The sequence below is a fragment of the Erythrobacter litoralis genome (genome assembly GCF_029760855.1).
GTDB lineage: Bacteria > Pseudomonadota > Alphaproteobacteria > Sphingomonadales > Sphingomonadaceae > Qipengyuania > Qipengyuania litoralis_A.
The window spans coordinates 60,381-78,290 of the sequence record NZ_SOSI01000005.1 but is presented as its reverse complement, the minus strand read 5'-3'; the positions used below and the strand labels follow the sequence as shown (position 1 = coordinate 78,290).

At 61.6% G+C, this 17,910-nt stretch carries 18 protein-coding genes; 2 read left to right on the top strand and 16 right to left on the bottom strand.

The window, feature by feature from the left end; genetic code table 11:
• Nucleotides 1-49 precede the first annotated feature (49 nt).
• From rsmD to E3U23_RS10490, 3 genes are read right to left on the bottom strand one after another with little or no spacing between them, the layout of a single operon-like run.
• A complete protein-coding gene (gene rsmD, locus E3U23_RS10500; protein WP_279351219.1) occupies nt 50-604 on the bottom strand; it encodes a 16S rRNA (guanine(966)-N(2))-methyltransferase RsmD in 555 nt (184 codons plus the stop codon).
• Complete coding sequence (locus tag E3U23_RS10495) at nt 601-1,365, bottom strand: pseudouridine synthase (protein WP_279351218.1); 765 nt, start codon at nt 1,363-1,365, stop codon at nt 601-603. Before E3U23_RS10495 ends, rsmD begins: the two co-directional genes overlap by 4 nt.
• Before the next feature lie 18 nt (nt 1,366-1,383).
• Complete coding sequence (locus E3U23_RS10490) at nt 1,384-2,547, bottom strand: aromatic ring-hydroxylating oxygenase subunit alpha (RefSeq protein WP_279351217.1); 1,164 nt, start codon at nt 2,545-2,547, stop codon at nt 1,384-1,386.
• Between the two features lie 67 nt (nt 2,548-2,614).
• Between E3U23_RS10490 and E3U23_RS10485 the strand changes: the two genes are divergently transcribed.
• Nucleotides 2,615-4,351, top strand: coding sequence for an AmpG family muropeptide MFS transporter (locus E3U23_RS10485; RefSeq protein ID WP_279351216.1), 1,737 nt, complete (start codon nt 2,615-2,617; stop codon nt 4,349-4,351).
• A 4-nt stretch (nt 4,352-4,355) separates the two neighbouring features.
• On the opposite strand, the gene E3U23_RS10480 is transcribed toward E3U23_RS10485, so the two are convergent.
• From E3U23_RS10480 to trpB, 5 genes are all read right to left on the bottom strand, one after another.
• Complete coding sequence (locus E3U23_RS10480; RefSeq protein ID WP_279351215.1) at nt 4,356-5,651, bottom strand: bifunctional folylpolyglutamate synthase/dihydrofolate synthase; 1,296 nt, start codon at nt 5,649-5,651, stop codon at nt 4,356-4,358.
• Nucleotides 5,652-5,657: 6 nt separating this feature from the next.
• Nucleotides 5,658-6,506: an acetyl-CoA carboxylase, carboxyltransferase subunit beta gene (gene accD / locus E3U23_RS10475; RefSeq protein WP_279351214.1), complete on the bottom strand. Its 849-nt coding sequence runs from the start codon at nt 6,504-6,506 to the stop codon at nt 5,658-5,660.
• 41 nt (nt 6,507-6,547) lie between these two features.
• Nucleotides 6,548-7,336, bottom strand: coding sequence for a tryptophan synthase subunit alpha (trpA, locus tag E3U23_RS10470; protein ID WP_279351213.1), 789 nt, complete (start codon nt 7,334-7,336; stop codon nt 6,548-6,550).
• 600 nt (nt 7,337-7,936) lie between these two features.
• Nucleotides 7,937-8,137 (bottom strand): hypothetical protein, encoded by a 201-nt coding sequence (locus E3U23_RS10465; RefSeq protein WP_279351212.1) that lies wholly within the window; start codon nt 8,135-8,137, stop codon nt 7,937-7,939.
• The gene (trpB, locus tag E3U23_RS10460; RefSeq protein WP_279351211.1) at nt 8,134-9,348 is read right to left on the bottom strand and encodes a tryptophan synthase subunit beta; all 1,215 of its coding nucleotides are present in this window, start codon (nt 9,346-9,348) and stop codon (nt 8,134-8,136) included. Before trpB ends, E3U23_RS10465 begins: the two co-directional genes overlap by 4 nt.
• A 92-nt stretch (nt 9,349-9,440) precedes the next feature.
• On the opposite strand from trpB, the gene E3U23_RS10455 reads away from it, so the two are divergent.
• Entirely contained in the window at nt 9,441-9,752 is a 312-nt protein-coding gene (locus E3U23_RS10455) for a chorismate mutase (RefSeq protein ID WP_279351210.1), read from the top strand.
• On the opposite strand, the gene E3U23_RS10450 is transcribed toward E3U23_RS10455, so the two are convergent.
• The 8 genes from E3U23_RS10450 to dnaG form a co-directional block, all read right to left on the bottom strand.
• Nucleotides 9,742-10,458, bottom strand: a complete 717-nt coding sequence (locus E3U23_RS10450) for an RNA methyltransferase (RefSeq protein ID WP_279351209.1) — start codon at nt 10,456-10,458, stop codon at nt 9,742-9,744. The genes E3U23_RS10455 and E3U23_RS10450 overlap by 11 nt on opposite strands.
• 1 nt (nt 10,459) lies before the next feature.
• Nucleotides 10,460-10,930: a transcriptional regulator NrdR gene (nrdR, locus tag E3U23_RS10445; RefSeq protein ID WP_279351208.1), complete on the bottom strand. Its 471-nt coding sequence runs from the start codon at nt 10,928-10,930 to the stop codon at nt 10,460-10,462.
• The gene (locus tag E3U23_RS10440) at nt 10,931-11,164 is read right to left on the bottom strand and encodes a hypothetical protein (protein ID WP_279351207.1); all 234 of its coding nucleotides are present in this window, start codon (nt 11,162-11,164) and stop codon (nt 10,931-10,933) included. It lies immediately after the preceding gene.
• 11 nt (nt 11,165-11,175) lie between these two features.
• Nucleotides 11,176-12,492, bottom strand: coding sequence for a serine hydroxymethyltransferase (glyA, locus tag E3U23_RS10435; RefSeq protein ID WP_279351206.1), 1,317 nt, complete (start codon nt 12,490-12,492; stop codon nt 11,176-11,178).
• A gap of 4 nt (nt 12,493-12,496) precedes the next feature.
• The gene (gene rpiB / locus E3U23_RS10430; RefSeq protein ID WP_279351205.1) at nt 12,497-12,934 is read right to left on the bottom strand and encodes a ribose 5-phosphate isomerase B; all 438 of its coding nucleotides are present in this window, start codon (nt 12,932-12,934) and stop codon (nt 12,497-12,499) included.
• Nucleotides 12,935-13,003: 69 nt separating this feature from the next.
• Nucleotides 13,004-13,717, bottom strand: a complete 714-nt coding sequence (locus E3U23_RS10425; protein ID WP_279351204.1) for a bacteriorhodopsin — start codon at nt 13,715-13,717, stop codon at nt 13,004-13,006.
• A 267-nt stretch (nt 13,718-13,984) separates the two neighbouring features.
• Nucleotides 13,985-16,000: an RNA polymerase sigma factor RpoD gene (gene rpoD / locus E3U23_RS10420; protein WP_279351203.1), complete on the bottom strand. Its 2,016-nt coding sequence runs from the start codon at nt 15,998-16,000 to the stop codon at nt 13,985-13,987.
• A gap of 8 nt (nt 16,001-16,008) precedes the next feature.
• Nucleotides 16,009-17,901: a DNA primase gene (gene dnaG, locus E3U23_RS10415; protein WP_279351202.1), complete on the bottom strand. Its 1,893-nt coding sequence runs from the start codon at nt 17,899-17,901 to the stop codon at nt 16,009-16,011.
• Nucleotides 17,902-17,910: the final 9 nt, after the last annotated feature.

Sequence of the window (17,910 nt, the reverse complement as noted above, 5' to 3'; positions counted from 1 at the left end):
AAATGCCGTAAATTACTCGGAAAGGCGGGGCTTCGCGGCCCCGTCTCTTTCATGTCCGCAATCCGGCGAGCTGCATCAGCCAGATATGGGCTTTGCCCACCTTGCGCTCTGCCGAGACCTCCAACCCGTTGATCGTGACCGTTTCCTGGCGCCGCGTCTCCAGCGCGATCCACGTCGCCGGACCGATCCAGCCGAGCCGCAGCAAGCGATCCAGCGCGACGTTTCCCGCTCCCGTATCGTAAGGCGGATCGAGGAGGATGAGGTCATGCGGCACCTTCGCAGGCCCGAGGGTCATCACCGAACCCTGCTGTATCGTTGCGCGCCGCCGGACGTCGAACGCCTCCACGTTCTTCCGCATCGCCTTCACGGCGTCACCGTCCTGTTCGACGAACAGGCAGTGGGCTGCACCGCGGGACAATGCCTCAAGACCGAGCGCACCGGAGCCTGCAAACAGGTCCGCGACGCTTAGCTCGTCGAAGCTGCCGACGCGGCTAACGAGCATGTTGAACATCGTTTCGCGCGTCCTGTCGGCGGTCGGACGAGTCGTCTCGCCGCGCGGAGCATGGATAGTCCGCCCGCGCCAGTCGCCTGCGATAATCCTCATGCCTGTCCGCGCACCAGGGTCTTGCGATAGCGTTCGACGTCGACCTGGCGGATTTCGACGGCCTGGCCGCGCGGCAAATCGGCCAGCTCGAAAGGACCATAGGCTGTGCGCAACAATCGGTTCACCTGCAATCCGAGGTGCTCGAGCACCCGGCGGACCTCGCGGTTCTTGCCCTCGGTCAGCGTCATTTCGATCCAGCGGTTCTTGCCCGATCCGCGTTCGAGATCGGCCTCGATCCTGCCATAGCGAACGCCGTCGATCTCGATCCCTTCGATCAGATCGTCGAGCTGGGCTTGCGTAATGTCGCCGAAGGCGCGGGCACGATAGGTGCGCGGAACGCCTGTCGACGGCAGTTCCATGGCCCGCTTCAACTCGCCGTCGTTCGTGAGCAGCAGAAGACCCTCGGTCGTAAAATCAAGCCGACCGATCGGCATCACCCGTCCCGCACCGCGCGGCAAAGCGTTCCGCAACGCCGCATAGATCGTGGGCCTTCCCTGCGGATCGCGTTCAGCCGTCAGTAGGCCCGACGGTTTGTGGAAGGCGAACAGGCGCGGTGCTTCCGCCGCTTCCACCGCCTTGCCGTCCACCGTCACGCCCTTCAGATTGTCGAGCTTAACCGCAGGCGTGTCGAGCACCTTTCCGTTCACCGCTACGCGGCCGTCGGCGATCATGCGTTCGACTTCGCGTCGACTTGCGATCCCGGCACGGGCAAGTAGCTTGGCGATCCGGTCGCCCGCTTCGGGAAGTCTGTTATCGGCCATCGGCGCGCGGATACGAGTTCAGTTCGCCGTGCGCAACGCCTCTTCCACCGTCTCGTGATATCGCCGCACGCCGGTCTCCAGCGTACCGAGTGTCAATTCGGCCACCGCCCCGCTCTCAAGGCCCTGTTGCCCGAGTTCGGCGGCGCGGAAGTCTTCGCTCGCAAACACCCCGCCATCGAGCAGCGCCCAGCTCTTCTCCCAATGCGCCCTTGCCTTGTCGGTCGTCGGATGTTCCGGGATCAGCATGAAATCTTCCACCAGCGTCCGGTCGTGCGCTTGCGGCATCATCACCATTACGTTGATGTAATCGGGGCTGGGGATGATCAACGCGCCCGGCAGCAACTGGTAAGCAAAGGTCACCACGCGGCGCAGTTGCGCCATATCGGTGAGATCGATCGCTTCCATATCCTCAAGCCGACCGACGGCGCTGCGCGAATGCGGGCCAATCATGTCGCCGCTGGTTATCCCGTCCTTGAAGAATGGCCCGATCGTCTTCGCATGCAACCGCGTGACATGGTAGCTTTCGAGAAACGCGTCCATGATAAGCTTCCAATTGCCCGCCACTTCGTGCGTTTTCCTACGGAACAGCACGTGCTCGCCCATGCCAAGTGCGTCGAAATCTTCGCCGAGCTTTTCAATATCGGAGAAGTCCGCGCCTCCGCGGTTCGGTGAGAACCAGATCAGTCCCCCGCTTTCGCGCGACGGGAGTTCGATCAGACCCATCTCCTCTTTGTCGAGGTCCGGAAACGTATCGGGGCGGGGCAGGGCAAGCAGCCGACCGTCCACCGAATAGGTCCACGCGTGATACGGACAGACCAACCGCTTCGTGCATTGCACTTCGCTTCCCTCGACCAGCCGCGTGCCGCGATGACGGCAAACGTTGAGGAAGACATGTGCAATCCCGTCCTTGTCGCGCGTGATCAGCAACGGACGGCCGGTTGCATCGTGGGGCACCGTCATGCCCGGATCGGGCAAGAGCGCGCTTGGGCACAGGATTTGCGGCATCCGGTCGTAAATTGCGGCCTTCTCGCGCTGCCAATAACCGGGGTCGGTGTAGACATGGGCGGGCACGCTGCTTTGCGGGAGGCCTTCGCGCTGCCGGTTTTCGGCGATGTCCTGCGCCAAGGCCAGCATGCCGTCCGTCGGCCTGCGTCCGGCAAGTTTCGACAACGCGTCGTTCATCGTGCCTGTTCCTTCCTCTTTCGTCCCGCTAGTGTCTCAAACTTGAGGGCATAAAGGAAGGGATCGCATGGCAGAGGCCACCGCCGAACCGAAACAATCGAAATGGCGCGTGCTGGCGTTGGCTTTGCGCAACCGCAAGACCGGCTTCATGCTGCTGTTCGGGTTCGCCAGCGGTCTGCCCTTCGCGCTGTTCCTCGGAACGCTGTTTGCATGGTTGACCGAGGCGGACGTCGATCTCGAGACGATGGGCATTTTCTCGCTCATCGGCCTCGCCTATGCCTTTCAGTTCCTGTGGTCACCGTTGATCGACAAGGTTGAGATCCCGCTGCTGCGCAAGCTCGGCAAGCGCAAGCAGTGGATCGTCCCAATGCAATTGCTGTTGGGGGCGATCCTTGTGATGCTGGCGCTGCTGGAGCCGCGCACGCAATTGGGCTGGTTTTCGTTGCTTGCGGGAATCGGGGCGTTCGCTTCGGCGACGCAGGACATCGCTATCAACGCCTGGCGCATCGACGTTGCCGACGACGAGGCGACGATCGACATCCTCTCGACCGTTTACCAAATGGGATACCGGCTTTCTTCCCTCGTGGGCGGCGCCTTGGGTCTCATAATCGCGGCGCGTATCGGCTGGCCGCAAACCTATATGCTTATGGGCGCCATCCTGCTCGCCATCGGCTTCGTGGGCTTGTTCGCTCCGAATGCGGACGGCGATGCTGGGATCGCCGATACGGAGGGTGACGCGCAGGTTCGCGCCTTGCGGCATGCCGGCGAGCTGACTCCCTCAATCCGCAACAAGGCGCTGGCTTTAGTAGGTCTATTGTGGGCCGGTGCGATCGGCGTGGTCCTGACCTTTATGGTTATGTCGATGACTTACGCGCCGGAAGATCGCCCGAACCCGACCGACTTTACTTTGAATGTCGGCCCTTGGATCATCGTCGCCACCATAGTGCTGCCGGCGCTGATCGCCGGTTGGCTGGCCGGGCAGAAGCGCAAAGGATTACACGTTCTCGCCGAGGACGCCCCGCCTGCCAAGGGCAGCGGTTATGCGGCGGACCATCTCTATCGCGCGCTCGTGCTGCCGTTGGTCGAGTTCGTAGGGCGGATGGGCTGGTCGCTGATCCTGATACTTGCGGTGGTGCTGACCTACCGCATCTGCGACGCAATCTGGGGCACCTTTGCCTACCCGTTCTATCTCGGCGAGCTCGAGTATTCGAACGACCAGGTGGCCTTTGCGTCCAAGTTTTTCGGGGTATTCGCCATCATCGCGGGGCTGGCGCTTGGCGGCTGGATGCTGACGGTATTAGGCCGGATGTTCACCCTGGCCACCGGAGGTCTCCTCGCCGCGTTGACGAACCTACTCTATGCCGATCTTGCTGCCGGGGGGCGTTACATGCAAGCGGCGAGCGACGCGATAGGCTTCACTGCACTGATCGAGTTTCTGGCTGGTATCTCGTTTGTAGAGGCAGAAGGCCTTGCGCGCCTGACCTTCACAATCATGTTTGAAAACCTTGCCGTGGGGATCGCCGGCGCGGCCTATGTCGCCTGGCTTTCCTCCATCGTGTCGAAGAAATTCAGCGCGGTGCAATATGCGCTGCTAAGCTCGATCACACTGCTGGTCGGCACGCTGGGCCGAGGAGCGCTAGGCGAAATGATCGAGGTACAGGGATATTACGACGTCTTCGTGCTGACCACGTTTATCGGCTTCGGCGCGGTGGCGCTGGTGTGTATCGAGTGGTGGCGTGAAAGCCGATCGAAAGCCGCGGCGGGAGTTGTGGCGCCAGAGGCCGGTGAGGTGGCTGCTACTTAAGCGGCTATCGAGGTATCTCGCCGTTCAATCGCAGGACTTCGCCGGCTAGGTACAGCGAGCCTGCGATAAGTACTGGCAGCCCATCATCGGGCAAATCCGCCATTACCACGGCCACATCCTCTACCAGTCTCGCATCCACGCCGAACGCCTCGGCTCCATGCCATTCGTGACCCGGCACGGGCACCGCCGTAATACTCTGCAGGGAAGTGGCCAGCGGCCTCACGAGTGAGGCCGGGTCCTTCGCCGTCAGCATGCCGATGACGAGATGCAGCGGTCGCCCTGCGAAATGCGCCGCCAGCATGGCACCGGCGCTGGCATTGTGCCCCCCGTCGAGCCATACCTCGCGCGTTCCGGCGAGCGGACCGGGACCGAGCCGTTGGAGGCGGGCGGGCCATTGTGCCGTCGCCATAGCCTCGACGTAAGATTCCACGCCGACTGACACTCGATCCTGATGCCGCAGCATTGCGATCGCCAGCCCGGCATTTTCTGCCTGATGCGCGCCGAGGAGATGCGGGATGGGCAATTCGAGAGGGCCATGTCGATCTTCGTAATGCAGCCCGGCCACATCGACACTCACCTGCCAGTCCCGGCCGCCAAGCGCCAATGGCGCGCCGTTCGTCATCGCTGCGCGCTCGATTTCAAGCATGGGGGCGGGGAGGCAGGACAACGCGCAGAGCGGTACTCCCGGTTTCGTTATTCCTGCCTTTTCGAACGCAATCCGCGCCAGAGGTTCTGTCGGCACTCCGCCTTCCGGTGCCAGCAAAAACTGTTCGTGATCGATCCCCAGCGCTGCGATCCCGCACGCCGCAAGCACATCCTCCCCTAATACATTGGTGGCATCGAACCGTCCGCCGAGGCCAACCTCCACCACGCAGGCATCCGCCGGTACGCGTGAGAACTCCAGGAAAGCCGCCGCAACAGTCACCTCGAAGAAGCTCGGTCCAAGATCCTCTCCGGCGTCCAGCACCTCGGAAAGAACCGTCGCCAAACGCGCATCGCGGATAAGCTCGCCCGCAACCCGGATGCGTTCGTTGTAGCGCACCAGATGCGGGCTGGTCGTCACGTGGACGCGCTTGCTGTCCGCCTCCATAATGGCTCGCAGGAAGGCGCAGGTCGAGCCCTTGCCGTTCGTCCCGGCGACATGGAACACCGGGGGCAGCCGCCGCTGCGGATTGCTCAGCCGTGCCAGCAGCGCCCGGATCGTCTCCAGCCCTAGCCGCCCCTGTGGCACGGAAAGAGCAGCCAGCCGGTCGAGCTGCGACTGGACCGCCGGATCGTCCGACCGCGCGAAATCGCGCATGGCGCCTCAGGCGGCCGCTTGCGGTTCGAGATAGCCGAGCAGGTCGGCCAGCGTCCGGCGCAGGTCGTGGCGATGCACCACCATGTCCACCATGCCGTGCTTGTGCAGATATTCCGCGCGCTGAAAACCGTCTGGCAACTGCTCGCGAATGGTGTCCTGGATCACGCGTTGACCGGCGAAGCCGATCAGTGCGCCCGGTTCGGCGAGATGGATATCGCCCAGCATTGCATAGCTCGCCGTCACGCCGCCTGTCGTCGGATCGGTGAGGATCACGATATAGGGGAGGCCCGCCTCCTTCAGCCGCCGCGTCATTACCGTGGCGCGCGGCATCTGCATGAGGCTGAGGATGCCCTCCTGCATCCGAGCGCCGCCCGCCGCCGTCACGACCACATAGGCGCAGCGGCGCCCGAGTGCCTTCTCCGCACCTTCGCAGAAGGCCTTGCCGACCGCCATGCCCATGCTGCCTCCCATGAACCCGAAATCCTGCACGCCGATCACCGCAGCACGTCCATCGACCGCGCCGGACCCTACCAGGAAGGCATCGCGGTGCGGGCTCTTCGCGCGCGCCTGCTTCAACCGGTCGGTATAGCGTTTGGAATCGCGAAACCTGAGCGGATCTTCCTGCACCTCGGGAATGGGCAGAACCTCGTACCCTTCATCGAGCAGCATGGCGAGGCGGCGATCCGCGCCGATCCGCCCGTGATGGCCGCAGCGTGGGCACACGTCGCTATTGTCGTGATATTCCTGCGCGAACACCATCTGCTGGCAGTTCGGGCATTTCACCCAAAGATTCTCGTCCGTCGTACGCTTCGGCAGGAACGGCAGGTTGTTACGGACGCGATTGAACCAGTTCATGGGGGCGGCGCTATAAGGGAATTGTCGTAAAGCTCAAACGGTCAGCGCGCGCTGTGCACGGCCTCGGCCAGGGAAGCGGTGAGTTCCCGTATAGCCTTAGGCGCGTCCGCCCCATGCTTTGCGCACAGTTCCACCAACGCGGAGCCGACCACCACGCCGTCCGCCACCTTCGCCACCGCGCCCGCCTGTTCGGGCGTGCGGATGCCGAAGCCGACCGCGACCGGCAGGTCCGTCGCCGCCTTCAATCGCGCGACCGCTTCCTCGATCGATGTTTGCGCCGCCTGTTGCTTGCCGGTAATCCCGGCGACCGAGACGTAATAGAGGAACCCCTCGCTCCCCTCGATCACGGCAGGTAAACGCTTGGCATCGGTGGTCGGTGTGGCGAGGCGGATCGGCGCGATACCGGCGGCGCGAAGGGCGGGGCCGAGCGCCTCGTCCTCCTCTGGCGGGATGTCAACGCAGATAACCCCGTCGATCCCGGCTGCCTTACATTGGGCCGCGAACCATTCCGACCCGCGCCGCACCATCGGATTGGCATAACCCATCAGCACCAGTGGGACGTCCGGATGGCGTTCGCGAAAGGAGGCGGCAATGGCGAAGACCTGCGCCGTCGTCGTACCGTTGCCGAGCGCACGGATATTCGCGTTCTGGATTGCCGGGCCGTCTGCCATCGGATCGGTAAAGGGCATACCGAGTTCAATCACATCCGCACCGCCCTCGACCAGCGCATCGAGATTGGCCGCGGTGTCGCTGTCTCCCGCCGTAAGGAAGCAGACGAGCGCGGGGTTGGGCTTGCAGAAGGCGGCGGAAAGGCGAGTCGATGGCTTCATTCGAAAATGCGGAGTCCTACTGGATGGAACACATGGAACAGGGTTCAGGGCATAAAGAGTAACTGCTCAGGATTGGCCTCTTGGGCCGGTAAAAAAGAAATTTGCACTCGTAATGAGCTTCTGCGGGTATCGCGTTGTTGTAGGAAAGCCTGTATCTCTTACCGTGTTTCAAATGACATATTTCAGATGCTTGGTCGATTGGGATCGCAACCCAAGCACCTACGTCGCTAAGGTCTCGCCGACTATACTCGGCGCCGATAGCGAGTGAGGTAAAAGCCGAAAAACAGTCCCACGAAAGCAGAGACTAATATTTCATACGTCCATTCGACCTCGGGATCAAAAATACGAATCGTAGAAACGCTCTCAAGCCGAGATAAACGAGAAAAATGATCACAGCATATTTAGCGGCCTTAGCGGGCCGTAGCATCAAGTCTCCGCGTCGGATATCGACGACGGCACAGATTGTGAAAAGTATGGCTGCGAGAAGCAATGAAGTCAGGACTGCTATCATCATCCCTAAGCTTCGCATGTCGAAAAGTGCGGCCATAATGCCGAGAAGGAAGAAAAGGGCTGCAAATCCGTATGCAAGGCGCTTCAGCATTACGGCTCCTTCGTTCTCAAGCGATGTTGCGACCACAACTCAGTCAGAGCAAAACCGAAGGTCATCCCAAGCAGTAGCAGTAAGCCATTATCGCGGATATCATTTGAACCCATCAACAGGTCGCCGAGCCAAACGATTCCAAAGCCCATAATCATCAGCAGCGTATACCGCGTTTTGCTTTGAGTGATGTGGAAAATCACATCTCCACTCCAAGCCTTTCGGCCACGGTGAAGATGTCCTTGTCCCCGCGTCCACATAAATTCGCGAGGATAATACTGTCCTTCGGCATCTCTTTCGCACGCTTGGCGACTGCCGCGATGGCGTGACTCGGCTCGAGGGCGGGGATGATGCCCTCGGTGCGGCAAAGAAGCTGAAACGCCTCCAGCGCCTCCTCGTCCGTCACCGCCGTGTATTCGACCCGACCGGTGTCTTTCAGCCAGGCGTGTTCGGGGCCGATGCCGGGATAATCGAGGCCGGCGCTGATCGAATGGCCTTCGGTGATCTGGCCGTCCTCGTCCTGTAGCAGATAGGTCCGGTTACCATGGAGCACGCCGGGAAACCCGCCCAGCAGACTGGCAGCGTGTTCGCTGCCGTCGAGGCCGTGTCCTGCCGCTTCGACACCGAGCATCTTTACGTCCGGATCGTCGAGGAAGGGGTGGAACAGGCCGAGCGCGTTGGAACCGCCACCGATGGCCGCCACCAGCAGATCGGGCAGGCGGCCGATGCGATCCTGCATCTGCACGCGCGCTTCCTTGCCTATCACGCTCTGAAAATCGCGGACGAGTTCCGGATAGGGATGCGGGCCGGCAGCGGTGCCGATGATGTAGAAGGTGTCGTGCACATTCGCGACCCAGTCGCGCAGCCCCTCGTTCATCGCATCCTTTAGCGTGGCGCGCCCGCTGGTTACGGGCACCACCTCCGCTCCGAGCAGCTTCATGCGGAATACGTTGGGCTGCTGCCGCGCCACGTCGGTTGCGCCCATATAGATCACACAAGGCAGGCCGAAGCGCGCGCAGACGGTGGCGGTGGCGACGCCGTGCTGGCCCGCGCCGGTTTCCGCGATGATGCGCGTCTTGCCCATGCGGATCGCGAGCAGGATCTGCCCGATGCAATTGTTGATCTTGTGCGCGCCGGTGTGGTTAAGCTCGTCGCGCTTGAACCAGATCTGCGCCCCGCCGACCGCTTCGGTCAGCCGTTCTGCGAAATAAAGCGGGGAAGGGCGGCCCACATAATGTTCGAGCAGGTCGTCGAACTCGCGCTTGAACTCCGGATCGGCCTGCGCCTTCCGGTATTCCCGCTCGAGATCGAGGACCAGCGGCATGAGCGTCTCGGCGACATAGCGTCCGCCATAATCGCCGAAATGGCCGCGTTCGTCGGGCTGGTTGCGATAGGTGTTGGGTTGGCTCGCCATGCGCCGTTCCATGACGATACCGGGCCGCGCTGTCGAGAGCGGGAATGCTTTGGCCTCGACAAGCGCGGGTCGCTTGGGCAAGCGCCCGCGTCATGAGCGACGATTACCTGCTGCCCGATATGTGTCAAACGATGGCCGATGTGCGCCACGGCGTCGATGCCACCGACCGCGAATTGATCGCGCTGCTCGACCGGCGCTTCGGCTACATGCGCGCCGCCGCCCGCATCAAGACTGATCGCAACGCCGTGCGCGACAAGGAGCGCAAGGCAGAGGTGATCGCGAATGCCCGGGCGGATGCAGACGCGCGAGGCTTGCCGGGCGAACGGATCGTAGAACTGTGGGAGAGCCTTGTCGAAACCTCGATCGCTTACGAGTTGGTCGAGTGGGAGCGAATCAGGTCCTAGCCTTCCGCTCAAGGCTGGACAGAACACCACGCAGAGTGCGGACCTCGAGGTGGTTCCACCTCGGCTTAGTCAGCAACCCCCGAAGGGTGCGGCGTGTCGAGTCGGCGCGTGCTGCGGGCAAAAAATACCCCTTCGGTTCGAGCATCGCTTCGAGATGGGCGATCAGGCCTTCGAGTTCCTCCTGCGGAGCGGGGGGCAATTGCTCTTCCAGCGTCGGCTGGACCAGTGTCGGATCCGTCTTCGACCATTCGTAGGCGCACAGGATCACGGCCTGTGCGAGGTTCAGTGAACCGAATTCGGGATTGATCGGCACGGTGATGATTGCGCGGGCAAGAGCGACATCTTCGGTTTCTAGGCCGGAGCGCTCCGGTCCGAACAGGATTGCGCTACGTCCCTTCGCATCCCTCATCTCTCGCGTCGCCTCTTCCGGTGTGTGGACCGGCTTGGTGACCCCACGTTTGCGCACGGTGGTCGCATAGACATGTGCGCAATCGGCGACCGCCTCGGCAGTGGTCCCGAAAACCTGCGCTTTCTCCAGCACGATGTCAGCCCCGGCTGCAGCAGGACCGGCGGACGGGTTCGGCCACCCGTCGCGAGGCTCGACCAAGCGCAAATCGGTCAGCCCAAAGTTAAGCATGGCCCGGGCGGCTTTACCGATATTCTCGCCAAGCTGGGGGCGGATCAGGACGATTGCCGGGTCGCTCATATCAGCCCCGCTCGTTTGCGGCCGCGTCCTGCACGGTGCTGGCGAATTCCTCGAAATCACGTGCCTCGCTGAAGTCGCGATAAACGCTGGCGAAGCGGATATAGGCGACCGTATCCAACTGCCGCAGGCCGTCCATTACCAGTTCGCCAATGCGGCTGGAGGCGATTTCACTGTCGCCGGCAGTTTCGACCTGACGCTGGATGCCGCTGACGAGCTGGTCGATCCGGTCCTGTGCAATGTCCCGCTTACGGCAGGCCAGGGCGATCGACTGTTCCAGCTTGTCGCGGTCGAAAGGCTGGCGTCGCTCACCGCTTTTGACGACGGTGACTTCGCGTAACTGCACGCGCTCGAAGGTGGTGAAACGCGCCCCGCATCGCGAGCACTGACGACGCCGACGGATGGAAGCATGATCCTCCGCCGGGCGGCTGTCCTTTACCTGGCTGTCGTCATGCGCGCAGAAGGGGCAGCGCATCTACGGGCGCAGGCGCTTGTACAGCATGTAGCCCGCACCGGCAGCCAGACCGAGAGGCCAGGTGACGACCGGCAGCACGCCGCCGATCACCGCACCCACAGCGGCACCCGTCAGGACAGGTTTGGTCGACGGGTGATCGAGACCGCCCTTCGCCATTCCCTGCACTTCCTTCTTCGCGTCGGGCCAGAGATCATGGTCCTGATGGCGGTTCCGGCGAGGATCGTATTCATCCATGTCTGCTCTCCTCAGCGCCCCGGATAAACCGGGAATTTCGCACACAATTCTCCGACGCGGGCGCGCACGTTCTCTTCAACGGACGCATCGCCATCTGCGCCTTCGCGCGAAAGGCCATCGACAACTTCGCAGATCAGCGCGCCAATCGTCTCGAATTCCGCCGGACCGAAACCGCGCGTTGTACCCGCCGGCGTGCCGAGGCGAATGCCACTGGTCACGAAGGGGCTGCGCGTATCGTAGGGGATGCCGTTCTTGTTGCAGGTGAGCCATGCCCGGTCGAGCCCGGCTTCGGCGGCCTTGCCGGTCACGTCTTTCGCAGTAAGGTCGACCAGCATCGAATGGTTGTCCGTCCCGCCGGATACGATGCGCAATCCGTTCGCCTCGATGCCCTTGGCGAGTGCGCGCGCATTCTCGACTACGCGGTGCGCGTAGCCCTTGAAATCGGGGCGCAACGCTTCACCGAACGCCACCGCCTTGGCGGCGACGATATGCATGAGCGGGCCGCCCTGCATGCCGGGGAAGACCGCCATGTTGATCGGCTTCGAGTATTTCTCGTCGTTCCACAGGATGATGCCCGAGCGCGGACCGCGCAGGCTCTTGTGAGTCGTCGTGGTGACGATGTCGGCGTGCGGGAAGGGCGAGGGGTGCGCACCGCCCGCAACGAGGCCTGAAATGTGGCTCATATCGACCAGCAGGATCGCGCCGACTTCGTCTGCGACGCGGCGGAACGCTTCCCAGTCCCAAGTGCGCGAATAGGCCGTTCCTCCGGCGATGATGAGTTTGGGCTTGTACTCTTTCGCGGTCGCCATGACGGCGTCCATGTCGATCAGCTCGTCCTCGCGGCGCACGCCGTAGCTGACCGGATTAAACCACTTGCCGCTCATATTGACGGGACTGCCGTGAGTCAGGTGCCCGCCCGAATTGAGGTCCAGCCCCATGAACGTGTCGCCAGGCTGAAGCAGCGCGAGGAACACCGCCTGGTTCATCTGGCTGCCGCTATTGGGCTGCACATTGGCGAAATTGCAGCCGAACAATTCCTTCGCGCGCTCTATTGCCAGCGTCTCGACCACGTCGGCATAATCGCACCCGCCGTAATAGCGCTTTCCCGGATAGCCCTCGGCATATTTATTGGTGAAGACCGATCCGCAGGCTTCCAAGACGGCGGACGAAGCGATGTTTTCGCTCGCAATCAGCTCAATCTTGTCTTGCTGGCGGGCGAGTTCGTTGCGGATGGCGGCGTGAATCTGCGGGTCCGCCTGCTCCAGCGTATCGTGCCAAAACCGGTCCATCGGGTCGCGCTGGGTCTCTTGTGCTGCCTGGGTAGCCATGATCTTAAAGCTCCGGGTTGGAGAGTTTGTCGACGCGGCGCTGGTGCCGGCCGCCGGCGAATTCGGTTTCGAGAAATGCGGAGACGCAAGCCTTGGCCATATCGGCTCCTGTGAGACGGGCACCCATCGCGATGCAATTCGCATCGTTGTGTTCGCGGGCGAGGGCGGCGGAGAGCGGTTCGGACACGAGGGCACAGCGCACCGCCGGATTGCGGTTAACGCTCATCGAAATACCGATCCCGCTGCCGCACAGAGCGATGCCCCGCTCCGCCGTTCCATCGGCGACGACGCCGGCGAGTTTATATCCAAAATCGGGATAATCGACGCTATCGCCGCTGTCGGGACCGAGATCGGCAACTTCGTGCCCCTGTTCGATCAGCCACTCGCGCAGTTCGGCCTTCAGGGTCAGCGCGGCATGGTCGGAAGCTATGGCGATACGCATGGGGCGCACATAGTGAAACGGCCCGCCGATTGCCAGCGGGCCGTCATCGTGTTTGGACAGGAATGTAAACTAGGCCTTGGGCAATTCCCGACGTTCGGCATCGGCAAGCGAAAGCTTCTTGAACCGTGCTGTTGCGACGAAGCCATAAATGACCTTAGCAGTTACATCGAGGACGAGGATCGCCCAGGCATCACCCGCCGTGTTGAACGCACCGATGCCCTGGGGACCGAGGAACCATTCGACCGGGTAGATCAGCCAGACCACGAGCAGGAATGTCAGATTGGCCTTGTAGACATCCGCCATCTTCCCGCCGAGCTCTTTCGTCGCTTTCATCACCGGACCAAGCAGCAGGTAGATCACGCCTAGGAAGGCGACGCACGACCATCCGAACCAGATCCACTTCTCCGCCTCGTTCGTCGAAATGGCAGCCAGAAGCCCCGTTACAATCATCAAGGCATCGAGCACGATCGCTGGAAGGATGTGGGTCGAGTGCCGCGGATGCTCATGCAGACCCGCGACGATCAAACCGGTCAACAATATCGGAGTAGTGATTACCCAATCGAAGTATCGGGCGAGGAACAGCGTCTCGCCATCGCCCATTTCGAGACGACCGATACCCAAGGTCATCGCGAGATAGGCGGTGGCGGCTATAAATGGTACTACCGAATGGAACTGCGTGTGATGTAAAAATTCGTTACGTTTGTCGCCATGCGCGTAGATTGCGAGCGACCCTAGTGACATGATTGCGAACCCAATCAGAAGGGGGAGTGTTACTGCGTCCATACTTTAAACCTTTCTATAACCGTCCCGATTACAGAAATCGATTAAAGCGATTGCGTTCCTTGCAACAAAATCATTAAATGTTGCATAAATCTCAAGGAACATCTTCGACGAATAGTTATGGATGTACGCCGTTTAATCTCAAATTGAGAGGCGAGGACAACAGCATAGGAGTGGGAATTAGCATTGTTGGCTGCGACAATCTAACCGCAGACCTTATCCAGAGGCCGCTTGTTTTCGCACTTGCGAAGTCTAAACGTCGCAGCCCCTCTACTGATCGAGAAAGCTGCGCATCTTCCGACTGCGGCTGGGGTGCTTAAGCTTGCGTAGTGCCTTGGCCTCAATCTGACGGATACGTTCGCGGGTCACACTGAATTGCTGGCCGACTTCCTCGAGCGTATGATCGGTGTTCATGCCGATGCCGAACCGCATCCGCAGCACGCGCTCTTCGCGCGGCGTGAGGCTGGCAAGAACGCGGGTGACCGTTTCCTTGAGGTTCGCCTGAATTGCGGCATCCACCGGAATGATCGCGTTCTTGTCCTCGATGAAGTCGCCGAGGTGGCTGTCTTCCTCGTCGCCGATCGGCGTTTCGAGGCTGATCGGTTCCTTGGCGATCTTCATCACCTTGCGCACTTTCTCGAGTGGCATTGAAAGCTTTTCCGCCATCTCTTCGGGTGTCGGCTCTCGGCCCTGATCGTGCAGGAACTGGCGGCTGCAGCGCACCAACTTGTTGATCGTCTCGATCATGTGGACCGGGATACGGATCGTGCGCGCCTGGTCCGCGATCGAACGGGTGATCGCTTGCCGGATCCACCAGGTTGCGTAGGTGCTGAACTTGTAACCGCGGCGGTATTCGAACTTATCGACCGCCTTCATCAGGCCGATATTACCTTCTTGAATGAGGTCGAGGAATTGCAGACCGCGATTGGTGTACTTTTTAGCGATGGAAATGACGAGCCGCAGGTTCGCCTCGACCATTTCCTTCTTGGCGATACGCGCCTCGCGCTCACCCTTCTGCACCATGTTCACGATCCGGCGGAATTCGGGCAGCGCCATACCGGTCTGGCTGGCGATATCCGAAATCTCGGTACGGATACGATCGATCGCGTCGGCTTCCTTCTCGGCGAAGGCAGCCCACTTCTTGTCCTTTTTCGGACGGTCGCCCATCCAGTTATCGTCGAGCTCGTTACCGATATAGGCATCGAGGAAGTCGATCCGCTTCACCTTGTGCCGCTCGGCGAGGCGCAGCATCTGGCCACCGAGTGCGGTCAGCCGGCGATTGAAGGCGTAGAGGTTGTCGACCAGAAATTCGATCTTGGTCGCATGGAACTGCACGCTCTCCACTTCGGCGGTAAGCTGTTCGCTTAGCGCCTCGTACTTCTTTTCCTTGGCGGCCGGGAAGGCATCACCGCGGCCCATGATATCGACACGCTCGGCCTGCAACTTTTCGAACTTGCCGAACAGATCAGTGATCCGGGCGAAGCGTTCGATGGCGTCGGGCTTCAGCGCGGCTTCCATCTGGGCGAGGGACATGGTGTTGTCCTCGTCCTCATCATCGTCACTGCTCTTTGAGGAGCCTTCTTCGTCGTCTTCGTCCTCCGAAGTTTCCTCGCTGTCGTCCTCGTCGTCGCGAATTGAAGGACCGGCTGTTTCTTCCGAAATCTCGCCGTCGTCGTCATCGTCTTCCGCGTCGTCCGTCATTTTATCGGCGGGCGGCTCCTTGGACAGCATCGCATCGAGATCAAGGATCTCGCGCAGCTGCATCTCTTCGGAGTTCAGCGCTTCCGACCAGTGAATAATCGCGTGGAACGTGATCGGGCTTTGGCACAAACCAATGATCATCATATCGCGGCCAGCCTCGATCCGCTTGGCGATGGCGATTTCGCCTTCGCGGCTGAGCAGTTCGACCGCGCCCATTTCGCGCAGATACATGCGAACGGGATCGTCCGTCCGCTCGCCGGCCGCGAGCTTCTTAGTTGCCGCGACGGGCTTCTTCGCATCCTTCTTCTCGGCCGCATCGGCAGCAGGCGCGATTTCCTCGACTTCTTCCTCGGGCTCCGCATCCTCGTCGGTCTCGACGATCTGGACACCCATTTCGGATAGAGCGGACTGGATATCCTCGATCTGGTCCGAACTCATCTCGCCTTGCGGCAGCGCTTCGTTGAGCTCGTCATAGGTGACGTAGCCCTTCTTCTTCGCCTTCGTGATCAGTTTCTTGATCGATGCCTCGTTGAGGTCGATGAGCGGTGCATCGTCCTTTTCGCTCGGCTTGGTTTTCGTCGCCATAAACCCAATCAATCCATGTTCATGCCGTCCGCAGGCCCAATCCCCTGCGCGGCGCTGTTCTGTCTGGCCTTCGTTGCGGCCCTGCGGCTTGCCATCTGGCCGAGTCGCGTTTCGAATTCGAGCTTCTTCCGGAGTAAACGCTGCTGTTCTGCAAACGCTCCCTCCGGATCGGTCTCGAACCGCGCTGTCGCTTGGGCGAGCGCGGCCTCGAGTGCCGGCCTTTCGACCAGCAGCGATACGGCTTCGGCCAGTTCCTCGCGCGCTTCGTCCGGGTCGGTGCCTTCATCGAGGAAGGCGAAAAACGATGTTTCCGGCAGGGCAGGCAGGCCTTCATTTGGCGATATGGGCAAATGCCCCTGCAAATCAAGCGTTTCGGCGGCGATCAAGAGAGAATCTATTGCAGGACCCGCCTTGGGGTCTCTCGCCGCGAATGCCGAGAGGGCTGATTCATGCGCGGCGATCTGCTCGGGAAAGCGGAGAAACCCTGCGATCACTCCGGCAAGCAGAGCGTCTCGTGCACCGCCAGCCATGGCCGCTTTGATGCGGTCGCGCGTTCTGGGATCGACGGACCGGGACTTCGCCTCGAACCGGCCGAACGGCGGCTTTCCTGGCTTCGAGAAATCGCGTGGGGGGCGGGGCGGGAAGGCGAAGGAAGAGAATCGCTCCAGCAATTCGCGCTTGTAGAGCGAGCGAATATCGGGGTGCTGCACTGCCTCGATATGCTCGAGCAACCGCGCTTTCAGCCCCGCCTTCGCTTCGGGCGAATCAAGAGGCGCTCTGTTCTTCTCGAACGTCCACAAGGCATTGAGCAAGCTGTCGGGCTTTTCCAGCAATGCCTCCAGCGCGCCGACGCCTTTCTGCTTCACGAGATCGTCGGGATCGAGGCCGGCGGGCAGGCGGACGATGGCAAGCGAATGCGATGGGCGAAGGAGGGGGAGGGCACGGGAAATCGCCCGCATCGCGGCGCGCTGGCCGGCATTGTCGCCGTCGAAACACAGGATCGGGCGCTCTACCTGCCGCCACAAGAGCTCGATCTGCGCTTCCGTCAGCGCGGTGCCGAGCGGGGCGACCACTTCGCGGATACCGGCATCGGCGAGGGCGACCGCGTCCATATAGCCTTCGACCACGATAAGCCTGTTCGCCGCTCTTGCCGCCGGGGCGGCGCGGTGCAGATTGTAGAGCGTGCGACCCTTGTCGAACAGCGGCGTGTCGGGCGAATTGAGATACTTCGCCACGCCCTGCCGGTCCGCCAAGATACGGCCCCCGAAGGCGATCACTCGGCCGCGCTGGTCGTGGATCGGAAGCATCAACCGGTCGCGAAAACGATCGTAGTGCGTGCCGTCGTCCGTCTCGATCCGCATGCCACTTTCGACCAGCATCGCTTCGTCGAAGCGCGAAAGATCGCGCTGCATCGCCTGCTTGCTGTCCGGCGCGTAGCCGAAGCCGAATTCGCGCATCGTCGCATCGGAAAAACCGCGCCCCGCCAAGTACTCGCGTGCCCGCGCGCCATCCCTACTCCGGAGCTTTTCCATGAACCAATCCTGCGCCGCCGCCGTCACATCGTGCAGGCTCGCGCGTTTCTCGGCGCGGCGGGCGGCTTGGGGGTCGGGGGCGGGAACCTCCATTCCGGCTTCCGCCGCAAGCTCTTTCACGGCATCCATGAACGGCATTCCGCGCTGGTCCGTCAGCCAGCGAATCGCGTCGCCATGCGCTTCGCAGCCGAAGCAGTGGTAGAAGCCTTTTTCGTCGTTGACGTAGAAGCTCGGCGTGTTCTCCTGATGGAAGGGGCAGCACGCCTTGAACTCGCGCCCCGCCTTGGTCAGCCGCACGCTGCGCCCGACGACCGCGGAAAGCGTCGTACGCATCCGCAGTTCGTCGAGCCATTGCGGGGTGAGAGCCATGTCGCCGCC

Bases quoted from the DNA above. Each gene is read 5' to 3' on its own strand.
- rsmD (WP_279351219.1), bottom strand. From the start codon at position 604: ATGAGGATTATCGCAGGCGACTGGCGCGGGCGGACTATCCATGCTCCG.
- E3U23_RS10495 (WP_279351218.1), bottom strand. From the start codon at position 1,365: ATGGCCGATAACAGACTTCCCGAAGCGGGCGACCGGATCGCCAAGCTA.
- E3U23_RS10490 (WP_279351217.1), bottom strand. From the start codon at position 2,547: ATGAACGACGCGTTGTCGAAACTTGCCGGACGCAGGCCGACGGACGGC.
- E3U23_RS10485 (WP_279351216.1), top strand. From the start codon at position 2,615: ATGGCAGAGGCCACCGCCGAACCGAAACAATCGAAATGGCGCGTGCTG.
- E3U23_RS10480 (WP_279351215.1), bottom strand. From the start codon at position 5,651: ATGCGCGATTTCGCGCGGTCGGACGATCCGGCGGTCCAGTCGCAGCTC.
- accD (WP_279351214.1), bottom strand. From the start codon at position 6,506: ATGAACTGGTTCAATCGCGTCCGTAACAACCTGCCGTTCCTGCCGAAG.
- trpA (WP_279351213.1), bottom strand. From the start codon at position 7,336: ATGAAGCCATCGACTCGCCTTTCCGCCGCCTTCTGCAAGCCCAACCCC.
- trpB (WP_279351211.1), bottom strand. From the start codon at position 9,348: ATGGCGAGCCAACCCAACACCTATCGCAACCAGCCCGACGAACGCGGC.
- E3U23_RS10455 (WP_279351210.1), top strand. From the start codon at position 9,441: ATGAGCGACGATTACCTGCTGCCCGATATGTGTCAAACGATGGCCGAT.
- E3U23_RS10450 (WP_279351209.1), bottom strand. From the start codon at position 10,458: ATGAGCGACCCGGCAATCGTCCTGATCCGCCCCCAGCTTGGCGAGAAT.
- nrdR (WP_279351208.1), bottom strand. From the start codon at position 10,930: ATGCGCTGCCCCTTCTGCGCGCATGACGACAGCCAGGTAAAGGACAGC.
- E3U23_RS10440 (WP_279351207.1), bottom strand. From the start codon at position 11,164: ATGGATGAATACGATCCTCGCCGGAACCGCCATCAGGACCATGATCTC.
- glyA (WP_279351206.1), bottom strand. From the start codon at position 12,492: ATGGCTACCCAGGCAGCACAAGAGACCCAGCGCGACCCGATGGACCGG.
- rpiB (WP_279351205.1), bottom strand. From the start codon at position 12,934: ATGCGTATCGCCATAGCTTCCGACCATGCCGCGCTGACCCTGAAGGCC.
- E3U23_RS10425 (WP_279351204.1), bottom strand. From the start codon at position 13,717: ATGGACGCAGTAACACTCCCCCTTCTGATTGGGTTCGCAATCATGTCA.
- rpoD (WP_279351203.1), bottom strand. From the start codon at position 16,000: ATGGCGACGAAAACCAAGCCGAGCGAAAAGGACGATGCACCGCTCATC.
- dnaG (WP_279351202.1), bottom strand. From the start codon at position 17,901: ATGGCTCTCACCCCGCAATGGCTCGACGAACTGCGGATGCGTACGACG.